We start from the raw sequence: 13,608 nt of genomic DNA on the forward strand, positions 1-13,608 counted from the left end.
CGGCCGGCGCCACCCCGTGACCGGCGGCGGCGGCCGGGGCGCCCGCCGGCCCGCAACCGCAGTCGGGTGCTGGCCGGCGCCAAGGTCGCGCTCAGCGCGGTGTCCGTGCTGGTGCTCGCGGCCACCGGGTACTACTGGGCGCGGATCGAGGCCTTCGGCGACGGCATGACCACCGCGGACGTGCTCGACCGGCCGGAGGCGCGACCGGCGGACGGCGCGGTGGACATCCTCATGGTCGGCATGGACAGCCGGACCGACGCGCAGGGCAACCCGCTGTCGAAGGAACAGCTGCGGATGCTGTCGGCCGGGGTGAGCGATGGCGCGCTCAACACCGACACGCTGATCATGATCCGGATCCCCAACGACGGCGAGCAGGCCTACGCGGTCTCCCTGCCCCGTGACTCCTACGTCGACATCCCCGGCGAGGGCGAACACAAGATCAACTCCGCGTATCTGCGGGCGAAGAGCGAGACGATGGACCGCCTGCGCGACGAGGGGGTCAGCGACGAGGCCGACCTGCACGTGCGGTCCAACCGGGACGGCGCGAAGAGCCTGATCGCCACCGTGCAGCAGCTCACCGGGGCGACGATCGACCACTACGCCGAGGTCAACATGCTCGGCTTCTACGACATCACCAACGCGATCGGCGGCATCGACGTCTGCCTCAAGGCGCCGGTCAACGACTATCGCTCCGGGGCGCGCTTCCCGGCCGGCAGGCAGAACCTGGCCGGGGTGGCCGCGCTCGCGTTCGTCCGGCAGCGCCACGGTCTGCCCAACGGCGACCTCGACCGGATCGTGCGCCAGCAGGTCTTCCTCAACGGCATGGCGAAGAAGGTCTTCTCCCAGGACCTGTTGGCACCGGGGTCGGACACGCTGGACAAGCTGCAGGAGGCGATCCAGAAGTCGGTGGTGCTCGACCGGAACTGGGAGGTCATCGAGTTCGCCCAGTGGATGATGAACTTCACCGGCGGCAAGATGTCGTTCCAGACCATCCCGGTCGGCACGATCGCGCTGGACACCCCGGAGGACGGCTCCGCGGTCGAGGTGGACCCGGACGAGGTGAAGGCGTTCATGAAGGGCCTGCTCGGCAAGCAGCCGACCTCGTCCACGCCGCCGCCGGACGCCGACGCGGAGACCCCCGCCGAGGAGATCACGGTGAACGTGCGGAACGCGACCAGCCAGACCGGGCTCGCCGACTCCGTGGCCACCGAACTGGCCGAGCAGGGCTTCTCCCGGGGTGAGGTGGGCAACGCCAGCGCGCGGGACACGACGGTGGTCCGGCACGCGCCCGGCGAGCAGGCCAACGGCGATCAGGTGGCCGCCTCGCTGGGTGGCTCGGCGTCGGTCGAGGAGGACGAGAACCTGTCGGCCGGCACCGTGACGGTGCTGCTCGGCGGGGACTTCGCCGGGGTCGGCGCCGACCGGTTGACGGGCAGGCCGTTGCTCCGACTGGCCCCCGTGCCGGTAGCCCGAACGGGGCAGCCGGATGCATCTGGGTGTGTCAACTAGCGTCACACGATCGGGCGACCCCCAGTCCTGTAACCCGAAGTCACAGCGTTGCTGGGTGTCGTCGGCCGAACAAATCGGAGAAAGCCGCGTAATCGGCACGCCCCGATGCCTTCCCTCTATGTGTCGGGAACCGGTCTGTTGATCGGCTCCCAACTCGGGAGAGGGGCCATCGTGCGGCTGGACACAGCGACCTACCAACGAATACTCGGGGATGAGCTACGACGGCTGCGCAAGCGGCGGGGTTGGACACGGCGAGATCTGAACCAGCGGTTGCAAAGCGACATCTCGCTGCAGACCCTGGCGACCTACGAGTTGGGGACGCGCCAGTGCTCGGTGGTTCGGCTGGTGGAGCTGTGCCTTGCCATGGACGAGGTCCCGCACAAGCTGATGGCCAGGGTGCACGAGCGGGTGTTCGACGACTCGCCGGTGGGCGCCATCCGGATCGACCTGCGCAAGGTGGTCCGCGACGACCGGCGGGAGCTGCTCCCCCTCCGGCGCTGGGCGAAGGGCAAGCTGGCGGAGAACAACGGCCATCACCCGCCGGACGTGAGCCTGGACATCGCGGCACTGGAACGGATGGCGGAGCTGTGTGGCATGGAGACGGTCGAGCTGATCGCCCGCCTGCGCGAGATCACCACTCCGGGCGATGACGACTGACCTGTTCGGGGGTGACGGTCAGGAGCGTTGGACTCGCGGGGTGGGAGGGTTGGACTCGCGGGTCGGCAGGGTGAAGGTGGTGGGGTCGGGCTCGCGGGTGCGCAGCCAGTAGCGCCAGGTGAAGCCCGGCCAGATGGTGCGGTTCACGCCCTGGCTGTCGAGATACCAGCTGCGGCAGCCGCCCTGGGTCCAGACGCCCTTGACGAGCTGGCGCTGGATGTCGGACTGGAAGCGGGCCTGGGCGCTCTCCCTGGTGTCCAACGCCTCGGCGCCGTGCCGGTCGGCCAGCGCCATCGCCTTGGCGACGTACCGGATCTGCGACTCGATCATGAACACCACCGAGTTGTGCCCGAGGGCGGTGTTCGGTCCGAGCAGGAAGAACAGGTTCGGATAGCCGGCGACGGTGATCCCGAGATGGGTCTGGATCCCCTCTGTTCGCCACTGTTTGGACAGGTCACGACCGCCGGTCCCGCTGACGTTCAGGTAGTCGAACGCGTCCGTGACGTGGAACCCGGTGCCGAAGATGATCGCGTCGACCTCGTGCTCCACCCCCGCGTCGTCCACGATGGAGTGATCGCGCACCTCGGCGATACCGTCGGTGACCACATCGACGTTCGGCCGGGCCAGCGCCGGGTAGAAGTCGTTGGCGATCAGCGCCCGTTTGCAGCCCATGACGTAGTCGGGGGTCAGTTTCCGGCGCAGGTCGGGGTCCTTCACCGCCCGCCGCAGATGGGCCAGCGCGATCCGCTGGGCCGCCCGCATCAGCGCCGGCGGGCCGTTGAAGCCGACCGCCCTGGCCTCCAGCATCCAGTAGAGCAGGCTCCGGTAGAGGCGTTGCGCGCCCGGCACCCGCCGGAAGATCCGCTTGGCCCAGTCCGGGATCACCCCGTCGGCCTTGGGCAGGATCCACGGCGGGGTCCGCTGGAACACCGTCAGCCTCTCGACCTCGGGCGCGATCCGCGGGATGAACTGCACCGCGCTGGCCCCGGTGCCCACCACCGCGACCCGCTTGCCGGCCAGCGAGTACCCGTGGTCCCAGCGCGCGGAGTGGAACACCGCGCCGGTGAAGTCGGCCAACCCTGGCAGCTCCGGCGTCCGGGGAAGATGCAGGCCGCCGATGCCCGACACCAGGAACCGCGCGACGTACTCCTCCCCGGTGTCGGTCGACACGTGCCACCGGTGCTCGTCCTCGTCCCACCGGGCGCCGGTCATCTCGACGCCGAACCGGATGTGCCGGCGCAGACCGTAGGCGTCGGTGACCTGGCGCAGGTACCGCCAGATCTCCGGCTGCGGCGAGTAGGACCGCGACCAGTCCGGGTTCTGCGCGAAGGAGAAGGAGTACATGTGCGACTGGATGTCGCACGCGCAGCCGGGATAGGTGTTGTCCCGCCACGTGCCGCCGACGTCGGCGGCCTTCTCCAGGACCACGAAATCGTCCCGTCCCGCGCGCTTGAGTTCGATGGCCATGCCCAGCCCGGAGAACCCGGTGCCGATCACGACCGTGTGAAAGTGCCTGGCCAGCCCCATACTGGTGACCTCCGTGCGTCGCCCCGGCCCTTACCTTACTGCGAGTAGGTTACTTCCGGTAGAGTAACGAGGTGGGTAGCACACAGGAGCGCCGCCGCCGCATGCCGCGCGCGCAGCGGGAACGGCAGATGATCGCCGTCGCGGAGGAGATCTTCGCCGAACGTGGCTACCAGGCGTCGTCGATGGACGAGATCGCCGAACGGGTCGGGGTCTCCAAGCCGATGCTCTACGAGTACTTCGGCTCCAAGGAGGGTCTGCTGGTCGCCTGCATCCGCCAGGCGAGGGCCGAGCTGCTGAGCATGACGATGGCCGCGGTCGACGGCGTGACCTCGGCACAGGACGCGCTCCACCGGGGGCTGGTCGCGTTCTTCCACTTCATCGACTCCCACCGGCGGTCGTGGGCGCTGTTGCGCCAGGAGGCCGCGGTCGCCGGCCAGACGGCGATGGACGAGGTCGAGGCGGTCCGCCAACAGCAGACCGAGGTGAACGCCACACTGTTCGGTTCGTACCTGCCGGCGGTGCCGCCGCGCGAACTGGAGGCGTACGCGGAAATCGTTGTGGGGGCTTGTGAACGACTCGCGCAGTGGTACGTCACGAGGGAAGATGTCACCGCGGAGGACGCGGCCGAACTGATCATGCGCATGGTTTGGCACGGCCTCGCCGGCGCATCCAGCACACACAGTCACACGTGATCGATTACGGTGAGCGGAACGTGTCTTTCCAGATGAAGGACGCGCGATGTGCGGGTGGGTAAGCGACCGAGGAGGGGCGGGAGCTATGCGTGATCCAATACAGGTGAACTACGAACCACAGGGCGACGACTGGAAGGTCACGGTCACCGGACGGGGGCTGACCAGAAAAGGGAAGGCGTCGGGCCTGATCGCCGCGCGCGACCGGGCGGACCAGATCGTGGCGAAGATGACGCCCGGCGAGGAGCACCGCACGGTGGTGCACCTGCTCAACGGGGACGCGCTGGCGTTCACGTCGGCGTACCTGTCCGCGCGGCTGGCGCGCCCGACCCAGATGCCGAGCGAGCTGTCGAGTGCCGAGCCGGCGCCCGCCAAGAAGCGGACCAGGAGCCCTCGGCAGCCGGCGAAGGCGACCGAGGAGACCGCCGAGGCCGAGGTGCCGGCGGTTCCCCTGCCGACGCAGACCGCGGACGAGCCGCAGAAGGCCTCGACTAGCTGAAGATCTTCCTCAGGACCAACAGGAGAAGCAGCACCCCGGCACCGATCAGCGGGATCTTCACCTTGGGTTCGGCGAGTGTGCTCCGCGCGCTCGTCTTGGCGCCGTCCACCAGCCGTTTCGGGTTCGCTTTGGTACCGAGATGGTCGAGCGTCGAGGCGAGCGCCTCGCGCGCCTGCTCGATCTCACGCTGAATGGTGTCGGGGTCGCGGGCCACTGTTCCTCCTCGACGGCTGTTCCAGGCGACAACCGTAGATCACCGCCGCCCGCCGGGCGCGCGCGGGCGGTGCTGGCTGGTCAGTACCGGGAAAGCCGCGCGTACATGCCCTCGCAGCTGCGCACCACGACCATCGCCGCGCGCCGCTGGCTGTGGCCGAGAGCGTGGTTCTCGGCCTGTTCCTGCCACCGCAGCAACGCGTCGGCGACCGCGCCGTGCAGCTCCCGGCCGTTGGGGTCGCGGTCGAAACCGAGGCGCGCCGGCAGGGCGGTGCCCTCCCCGCCCACGAGCCTGCGGGCCTCGCCGGCCAACGGGTCCGGCAGCGTGGTGCGCCCGCCGTGCAGCGCGGCGAGCAGCCGTAGCTCGCGGAACTCGTGCGCGCTGGTGACCAGCCCTTCCAGCGCGTTGACCAGTGCGCGCGCGGCCGGGCGGGGTTCGCGGCGCAGCACGACCTCCATCGCCAGCAGCGCGGACCGGGCCTTGAGCACGTCCTGCCGGTCGGTGAAGCACTGGGTGATCGACTCACGCAGGTCGGCCAGACCGCTGCGGTTCACCAGCTCCTCGGCGAGCTGGCCGTGGGTGGCACCCTTGCGGATCAACGTGGTCACCAGGCGGACGCCGAACAGGCCGAACCGGTCGAGCAGCGCCACCCTGGTGCGCGCGTCCAGGCGCACCGGCACGCCGTCGCCGACGAACCGGTCCGCCGAGAACAGGCAGCTCTCCAACTCCCGGCGGGGCACCGCCGCCAGCGCGCTGAGGGCGGCGAACTCGTCGGCGGTGAGCGCGACCCCGGCGCCGGCGAGCAGCCCGGACACCGCGATCACGTTCTGGCACAGGCCACGCAGCCCGGCGTCGGTGCGGTAGCGCCGCGCGATCCGCTTGGCCGAGGTCAGCGCGTCGATCCGGCCGCCGCCGACCTCGTCCGCGCGGGAGAGCACGACCAGCGCGTTGACCGGGGTCTCGCGGGCAATCGGGTGGTCCTGGATCGACCGCAGGAAGCCGAGATCGGTCTCGTGCAGGTGGCGCATGAGATAGAGCACCGCGTCGGCCTCCAGCGAGACCCGCGACCCGAAGTCCGAAGTGGACTCAAGGGCCGGGGTGTCGATCAGCGTCAGGTCGCGCAGCGTGCGGTTGGGCCAGTCGACCACGATCCGGTCAAGGTCCTCGGCCTGCCAGCCCTCCAGGTCGATGTGCAGCTGGCCGTCGGTGCTGGCCGCGGCGGCGTCCCGGGGTGGCGCCTGCGTCGGGTAGAGCTGTGCGCGCGGCACCGGGCCGCCCCGGTACCAGGTCAGCACCTGGCCGCCGTCCTCGACCAGCAGCGGCGCGATCTCCTCGCCCACCAACGCGTTCACCAGCGTCGACCGCCCGGTCTGCGGCAGCCCGACCACCGCGAGCCGCAACGGCTCGGCGAGCCGGCTGACATGCCGGCGCAGCCAGTTGGTCGCCCGCGGACTGTCCTGGTAGAGCTCGAGCGCGTCCACCAACATCGCCCGCGCCCTCTCCACGAGGTTGGTCACTGTTCCGCCTCCCCGGATTTAAAAGTTTTGGTTGTGTTTGGGTTGGCGGCTGCCAGTTGTGCACGTGCCGGTGGCTGGGTTGCGTTCCGTTCCCCTTAGGTGCGGTTGGGAGCCGCGTGGCTTGTTCCCCTTGGGTGCGGTTGGGAGCCTTGTGGCTTGTTCCCCTTGGGTGCGGTTGGGGGCCGTGTGGCTTTGGGGTGTGGTTGGGACGGGTGGCCAGTCACGCGGTCAGGCCGCGGGGGCCTGAGGGGGTTGCGAGGGCCTGGATGCGTTGGTTGAGGCCGACGAGCTTGTCGACCTCCTGGGAGATCTGCTGGGTGCGGCGGTGGCGGTCGGCCAGGTCGGCCTCGGCGGCGCGTTTGGCCTCGACCGCCCGTTCGGCGATGCCCGCCTGCACCTGCTCGACCACCGAGCTGAAGTGGTCGCGCAGCCGCCGCTGGATCAGCCGCGAGGTGTCCCTGCTCTCCTTGCCGTAGGACAGGAAGAAGTCGTCCACGTGCCGCTGGGCCGCGGACTTCGCGATGGCCTGCCGGCGCTTGAGCCGGCTGCCGCGCTCGTCCCAGACGCTCTTCGCGCCGAACGCCGCGCCCGCGCCGATCGAGATCGGGTTGATCAGCGGCATCCCGGCCAGCGTGGTGGCCAGGCCGAACATCAGCAGCCCGCCGTAGGACCCGCGCAACCCGACGAACAGCTGCTGGCCGATGGTGAACTTCTCCACCCTCGGCGCCCGCAGGTCGCCGATGTGCTCCAGCAGATCCTCGGCGACGGACGCGTCCGGGATCGACTCCTCGAGCGCCACCTGGCGGGCGATCTTCTCCGACACCCACTGGAACCGCTCGACCAGCCAGGTGAAGTTGGCCTCCGCGGTGTCCGCGAGGCTGTCGCCAAGCCAGTCGGCGAACTCGTCCCAGGTCCGTGCCGGGTCGGCGACCTCGAAGAACTCCTCGGCGGTGCGGATGATGCGGCGGGTGCGCTCGCGCAGGTCGTACTCGACGTCCGACATCAGCTCGGCCACCTCGTCGCCGAGCATCGTCTGCCAGCGGCTGGACCGTTTGCGCAGCTCCTCGAGGTGGCGCTGGGCTGCCCGGTACTGCACGTGCGCGCCGCCGAGCTGGCCGCCGCGCGCCTGCGCCAACTGCTCACGCAGCGGCTCGAGCAGCTGCTGGGTGACCATCGTGGTCATCGCCGCGGTGCACCGGCTGGCGAGCACGTCGCCCTGGCCGAGCACGTCCCGGCGCAGGGTGGCGACCAGGTCGACGAACCCGGACTCGCGGTTGAGCTCCTGATCGCCGGTGCGGGCCGCGGCCAGCCGGACCGCCGCGGACACCGGGACCACCTCGACCTCGAGGCCGGCGGCGGCCAGCCGGGCCCGGTTGCGCTCGGCCACCCGGCGCCAGCGCGGCACGATGTCGATCTTCGTGAGCACGACGGTGACCGTCGGGCAGAGCTCGACGACCTTCCTGATCAGCTCGAACTCCGCCGCGCACAGCTCACGGGTGGCGTCGGAGATCATCAGCACCGCGTCGGCGTTGGCCAGCGCGGCGAAGGTGGTGGCGGCGCGGGCCGGGCCGCTGCCCAGGCCGGGGGTGTCGATCAGCACGAGGCCACCGGCGAGCAGCTCACGCGGGACGCCGACCTCGGTGTGCACGTCGGTCCGCCGGGTGACCAGCGCCTTGGTGGCCACCTGGTCGAACGGGACGGGGACCCGTGCCGGTTCGCCGGCGGCCGGGCCGATCGCGCGGCGGCCGGTCACCGGCACATCGGCCACCACCGCGGCGATCGGCGTCTCGGCGTGCTCGACGGTGGTTGGAATGGTCGTGGTGACATCGTCGCCGACCGCGCAGACCGGGGCGTTCAGCAGCGCGTTGACCAGTTGGCTCTTGCCCTGGTTGAGCTCGCCGATGACCGGCACACGCAGTTTGGGGTCGAGCAGCAGGGCCCGTCTGCGCTCCAGCCTGCTCGCCAGATCGGCGCGGTGGTGAGCGATACAGGCCGCGATGGTGTCGTCCAGAACGGTGAGCCAGGGCGGAGTCCTCACCCGGAAGAGTGTGCCGTGCTAACCCGTATGGGTGAAAGGGGGCCGGGGCCAGCGATCTCGAAATCGCTGGCCCCGGCCGCCTCCCGGGGATGGGGCAATCCCCTATCCAGGCCTTAGAGGCCGAGGCTCAGGCTGTCGGTCAGGTCGCCGACCACCGGCAGGTCGTCGGTCACGCCGGTGACGGTGTCGGTGAGCCCGCCGACCGGGCTGCTCGACACGACGTCGGCCACCGGGCTGACCACGTTGGTGACCGAGGAGGTGTCCACCCCGAGGTCGGGCAGCTCGACGGGCAGCTCGGGCAGCTGCGCCGGCAGGTCGAGGTCGCTGACGTTGGGCACCTCGCCCAGCCGGCCGTCGATGTCGGGCAGCGCCGGCAGCGCGACCGGGAGGGCGTCGGTGCCGGCCAGCGGAACCGCGAGGCCGTCGCTCACCGGCAGGGTGTCCACCGCCTGGGTCGCGGTGCCCGCGGTGGTGCCGATGACCTGGTTCAGGGTGTCCGCGCCGGTCTCGACGGCGGCGGCGACCGGCGTGCCGGCCAGGAAGCCGGCCAGGGTGTCGGCGCCGGTGTCGACCGCGCCGGTCAGCGCGCCCGCGCCGGTGCCGACGAGGGTCGTCGCGGTGCCGACGGCGGAGTTGGTGGCGCCGGCGAGGTCGTCGAGCAGGTCGGCCGGGTCGGCGGTGGTGACCAGGTAGTCACCGTTGCTGTTCCCGCCGACGTAGGCGACCGGGGTGGACAGGCCGCCCTCGGCCAGGCCGTCGTCGACCTGCGCGACACCGGCGACGCGGCCGCCGACGGACTGCACGCCCGCCCACAGGTCGCTGCCGTCGGCGTCCTGGTTGACCAGGCCGCCGACGTAGGCCAGGTCCTGGACCTCGCCGAGCGCGCTGAGGCCGGTGGTGTCGCCGTCGATGTTGGCGAGGTTGGTGACGTCCAGGTCGACCAGGTCACCGACGAGCGGGAGGTCGGTCGGCAGCGCGTCGGTGACCAGCGGGATGACCTCTTCGACATCCTGCGGGGTGAGGTCGCCGAGGCCGGCGTCGGACAGCGCACCGACCGGGTCGGCGGCGTAGGCGGCCTTGGCGACGTCGTCGTTGATCAGGTTCAGGACGAAGTCGTGCAGCGTGTGGAACGAGTACAAGAGTTCTCCTCGCGAAACATCCGGTGTGGCGCTCTGCGGCGTTCGGGTAGCCGTGGCGCGGTGCGGTGCTCACCGTAGAAATCCCGGGGCCCCACCGGCATCGGGGATGACGCCCAGTTGTGTAACCACCCGATAGGGCGATGGATTTTCCACTCGTTAGGGGGTTAGGGGAAATGACCGCTTAACCACCTGGGGCTGCCCAACCGGGGGTCACCTTTGGTACGAACTACTCCTCGTTGGTTACGGAGAGGACACGCTCGTATGCCCTACGCCCTCGGGATCGATCTCGGCAGCGGCCGCACCACGGCCGCGATCAGCCGAAACGACCGCGAGCGCTGGCTTGAGCCGGAGGTGGTCGCCCTGGACGGCGACCCGGCCGGGGTGATGTCGGTGTTGCACCTGACTGATCAGGGGGCGGTCGAGGTCGGTTCCTCGGCGTTGCTGGCGCTGCCGGCGCGGGCTGGGTGGATGGCCAGAGGGGTGGCGGACCGGATCGGCGATGAGATCCCGGTCACATTGGCCGGGCAGCCCTATCCGGCGGAGGTGCTCACCGCCGCGATGGTCGGCTGGGTGGTCGACTACGTGGAGGCGATCGAGAACACGCCCGCCAGCCAGTTGGTGGTCACCCATCCAGCGGGTTGGGGCATGCACCGGCGCGCGCTGCTACTGGGCGCGTTACGCGAGGTCAACCTGCCGGAGCCGACCCTGCTGCCCCGCCCGGTCGCGGTCGCCGAGTCGCACGCGGCGACCCAGCGGGTGGAGGTCGGTGAGCAGATCGCCGTGCACTCGCTCGGCGCGGGCCGGTTCGAGTCGGCCGTGGTGCGCCGGGGTTCGTTCGGCTTCGAGTTGCGTGCGCACGCCGACGGCCTGGACGAGGCGACCGGTGATCTGTTCGACGACCTGCTGGCCGAGCACGTGCTGGCCACCCTCGACACCCAGCCGGCGGGTGGGGAGCTGGCGAGCCTGCGCGCCGCGTGCACGAATGCCAAGGAACGGCTGTCCGCCGAGGCCGCGGTCTCGGTGTCCGGGCTACGGGTGACCAGGGCGGAGTTCGCGGACCTCATCCGGCCGGTGGTCGAGAGCACGGTGGCGGCGCTGGTCCGCACGATCGGCGCGTCGGGCCCCGAGCCGGTGGCGGCGGTGGTCGTTGCCGGTGGCAGCGGGCGGATCCCGCTGGTGGCGGAGTTGATCGCGGCGAGCACCCGGGTGCGGGTGGTCGTCGAGGCCCCGGAGACCTCGATCGCCAGAGGTGCCGCGCTGGCCGCCGCGAAGGTGGCCAAACCCACCGTCCGCGCCACCGCGGTGGCCATGACCCCCGAACCCATAGCCCGATCGGCGGTCACCCACACCGACCTCATGCGCCTCGACGACCTCCCCAAGGAGGACCTGACCGACCTCGGTCCGCCCCCTCCCCGACCACCCGTGGAGATAGCCCCCCTGGAACCCCCGAAGCGGCGCCTGCTCGGCCTGCGCTCCCGATCCCGCGCCAAGGACGACGAGGAACCCGCCGAGGACTCCGAGTTCGCCGACCTGGACCTGACCCCGCGCGCACGACGCCGAGCGCGGCCGTCGGAGGTCGACGAGACACCCGAGAAACCGTCCCGCACGTTCGACGCGGACCGCGACGCGTTCGAGGAAGCCCTGGCACACAACAGCGCCACCGACGACGAGGAGCCAGGAGACCTGTTCGCCCCCGTCGACGACGATGCGCCCCGCAACCGCTTGCGCGGCCCCCGACCGCCGGACCTGCCACCGCGCGGCCGCCCCCGATCCCTCGAACCCCGTCCAGACCCGGCACGACGTCATCCCGACCGATCGCCGGCCGTGCCGTTCCCAGGACACCGCCGCCCAAGCGATCCACCGACCGGTGACCGCGACTACCCGGCCGACGCACTCGCCGAACCGCCACGCCGTCCCCGCGATCCCCTCCCCGACGCGAACGCCCTGTTCACCGACACGGCCGAACCCCCGCCCCGCCGACCCGGCGACCCAGCACCCGGCACGGACCACGAACCCCGCCAGCCGGCCGACGCACTCGCCGAACCCCCGCGCCGCCCCGGCGATCCACTGGCCAACGCCGCCCGCGAACGCGACCACCCAGCCAACGCACACGCCGAACCACGACGGCGCCACCCGGCCGATCCACTCGCCGACTCCAGTGACCACCAACGCCGCCACCCCGCCGAACCGGCCGACACCGAGCCAGCCCGGCACCACTCAGCCGATCTCTTCACCGACACGACAGCCCACTCACCGATCGACATGACACCCGAACCTCCACACCGCCGCCCGACCAGGCCCGCCGCCGACACGGCACCAGAACCACCGCACCGCCGCCCGGCCAGGCCCGCTGCCGACACGGCACCAGAACCACCCCGCCGCCGCCACCGCGATCGCGCCGAGGACACCGAGGTCAGCCCACCGCACGACCACCACGACCCGGCCGCCGGACCCGCCCGCCAGCACACCGACGCCGTCCGGCGCCACCCACGCGAGCCGGCAGACGCCGGTCTCCGGCAACCCCGCCACCAGCCCAGGGACCCAATCGCCGACGACCCGCCAAGGCCGCCGCGCCGCAGACGCCCCGACCCCACGCCAGCACAACCCACCCGCCGCCGGCACGCCCAGCACGACCCGGACCCCACCGACGAAGCCGCGCGCCACCGCCTCGGCGCCGACTCCTTCGAACCGCTGCACCCGCGCGTGCCGGCCGACGGCGACGACCACGCCCGCCACGCCGCCGCCCCAGAACCCCGCCGCCACCGCTACCGCGACCAGGAAGACGACACCTTCGAACCCGTCGACCGCGACGGGGGCCGCCGCCGATGAACCCGATCCTCGCCCGCGCCGTCACCGACCAGATCGCCGCGATCGTCGCCGACCCGCGCCCCGGCGCGCACATCGGGATCGTCGCCCCCGGCGGCTACGGCAAGACCACCCTCCTGCAGCACGTCGGCACCGCCATCCACACCGCCACCGGCACCGAACCCACCCCGGCCCTACCGCCGTTCGACCAGGTCACCGGCGTCCTACTGGTCGACGACGCCCACCAGCTCGACGACACCGACCTGCGCGACCTGCGCCGCATCGCCACCACCACCCCCGTCCGGCTGGTCGTCACCGCCCGGCCATGGCCCCGGCACCGACCGCTCACCGACCTGCTCGACCTCACGCTGGACCACCTGCTCCCCGCCCCCTTCGACCCCACCCAGGTCCGCGACGCGCTCCCCAGCCGGCTGCGCACCGACCGGCACGTCGACTTCGTCCACGCCCAGACCGGCGGCGTCCCCGCCTTCGTCGACCGCCTCGCCCGCACGCTGGACGCCGAGCTCGACGTCCCGACGGCCGCGCTAGCCGAGTTCCGCCACGAGCTCAGTCGTCTTGACGAGCGGGTACTGCGCTTCCTGCTCGCCGCCGACGCCGGTGTCGGGCTGAACCTCGACCTGCTCGCCGAACTCCTGGAGACCGCCACGACCGACACCGTCGGCGAGATCGTCGAGGCGGCCAGGGCCACCGGCCTGCTCGGCACCGCGGGCAGCATGGTGCCGATCGCGCAACGGGCGATCCGCGTACTGGTGCCGGTCGAACGCCGGGTGTGGATCCGGCAACGGCTCGCCGAGCTGCGACTGGCCCGCGGCGGACAGGTCCTGCCCCTGATGCGGCCGCTCGCGACCACCGGCATCGGCGGCGACGGGGCCGCCGCCGCGTTCGAGGCCGCCGCCGCCGAGGCGTTGCCGACCGATCCCGCGCTGGCGGCGAAGCTGTACGCGGCCGCCATCACCGCGGGTCGGCCGCCGACGGCCGTCGGCGCGCGGCGGG

10 protein-coding genes and 1 pseudogene are annotated in these 13,608 nt (G+C 71.5%); 6 read left to right on the forward strand and 5 right to left on the reverse strand.

Features of this window, described 5'->3' with window-relative positions; all coding sequences use genetic code 11:
* A partial coding sequence (locus ACYVIP_RS40135) for an LCP family protein (RefSeq protein WP_460406319.1) occupies positions 1-1,509 on the forward strand: 1,509 nt, incomplete at its 5' end.
* 171 nt (positions 1,510-1,680) lie between these two features.
* Entirely contained in the window at positions 1,681-2,166 is a 486-nt protein-coding gene (locus ACYVIP_RS40140) for a helix-turn-helix domain-containing protein (protein ID WP_460406320.1), read from the forward strand.
* Positions 2,167-2,184: 18 nt separating this feature from the next.
* On the opposite strand, the gene ACYVIP_RS40145 is transcribed toward ACYVIP_RS40140, so the two are convergent.
* The gene (locus ACYVIP_RS40145) at positions 2,185-3,693 is read right to left on the reverse strand and encodes a flavin-containing monooxygenase (RefSeq protein WP_460406321.1); all 1,509 of its coding nucleotides are present in this window, start codon (positions 3,691-3,693) and stop codon (positions 2,185-2,187) included.
* 101 nt (positions 3,694-3,794) lie between these two features.
* Here ACYVIP_RS40145 and ACYVIP_RS40150 point away from each other — a divergent pair, with 101 nt between their 5' ends.
* Together ACYVIP_RS40150 and ACYVIP_RS40155 are read left to right on the forward strand one after the other, a co-directional pair.
* Complete coding sequence (locus tag ACYVIP_RS40150) at positions 3,795-4,385, forward strand: TetR/AcrR family transcriptional regulator (RefSeq protein ID WP_460406328.1); 591 nt, start codon at positions 3,795-3,797, stop codon at positions 4,383-4,385.
* An 85-nt stretch (positions 4,386-4,470) separates the two neighbouring features.
* On the forward strand, positions 4,471-4,881 hold the full coding sequence (locus tag ACYVIP_RS40155; RefSeq protein WP_460406322.1) for a hypothetical protein: 411 nt from the start codon (positions 4,471-4,473) through the stop codon (positions 4,879-4,881).
* Here ACYVIP_RS40155 and ACYVIP_RS40160 read toward each other — a convergent pair.
* The 4 genes from ACYVIP_RS40160 to ACYVIP_RS40175 all read right to left on the reverse strand — a co-directional run bounded on the left by ACYVIP_RS40160 (position 4,874) and on the right by ACYVIP_RS40175 (position 9,789).
* Positions 4,874-5,095, reverse strand: coding sequence for a DUF3618 domain-containing protein (locus ACYVIP_RS40160; RefSeq protein WP_460406323.1), 222 nt, complete (start codon positions 5,093-5,095; stop codon positions 4,874-4,876). The two genes, ACYVIP_RS40155 and ACYVIP_RS40160, sit on opposite strands and share 8 nt — an antisense overlap.
* 80 nt (positions 5,096-5,175) lie before the next feature.
* A complete protein-coding gene (locus ACYVIP_RS40165; protein ID WP_460406324.1) occupies positions 5,176-6,612 on the reverse strand; it encodes a P-loop NTPase family protein in 1,437 nt (478 codons plus the stop codon).
* A gap of 220 nt (positions 6,613-6,832) precedes the next feature.
* Complete coding sequence (locus ACYVIP_RS40170) at positions 6,833-8,650, reverse strand: dynamin family protein (protein WP_460406325.1); 1,818 nt, start codon at positions 8,648-8,650, stop codon at positions 6,833-6,835.
* A 113-nt stretch (positions 8,651-8,763) separates the two neighbouring features.
* Positions 8,764-9,789 (reverse strand): IniB N-terminal domain-containing protein, encoded by a 1,026-nt coding sequence (locus tag ACYVIP_RS40175; RefSeq protein ID WP_460406326.1) that lies wholly within the window; start codon positions 9,787-9,789, stop codon positions 8,764-8,766.
* Between the two features lie 261 nt (positions 9,790-10,050).
* Here ACYVIP_RS40175 and ACYVIP_RS40180 point away from each other — a divergent pair, with 261 nt between their 5' ends.
* Both ACYVIP_RS40180 and ACYVIP_RS40185 read left to right on the forward strand, forming a co-directional pair.
* Complete coding sequence (locus tag ACYVIP_RS40180) at positions 10,051-12,618, forward strand: Hsp70 family protein (protein ID WP_460406327.1); 2,568 nt, start codon at positions 10,051-10,053, stop codon at positions 12,616-12,618.
* Positions 12,615-13,608: pseudogene (locus ACYVIP_RS40185) on the forward strand (LuxR family transcriptional regulator); the annotation flags it as partial. The gene ACYVIP_RS40180 and the pseudogene ACYVIP_RS40185, both read left to right, overlap by 4 nt.

The organism is Actinophytocola sediminis (genome assembly GCF_054779715.1).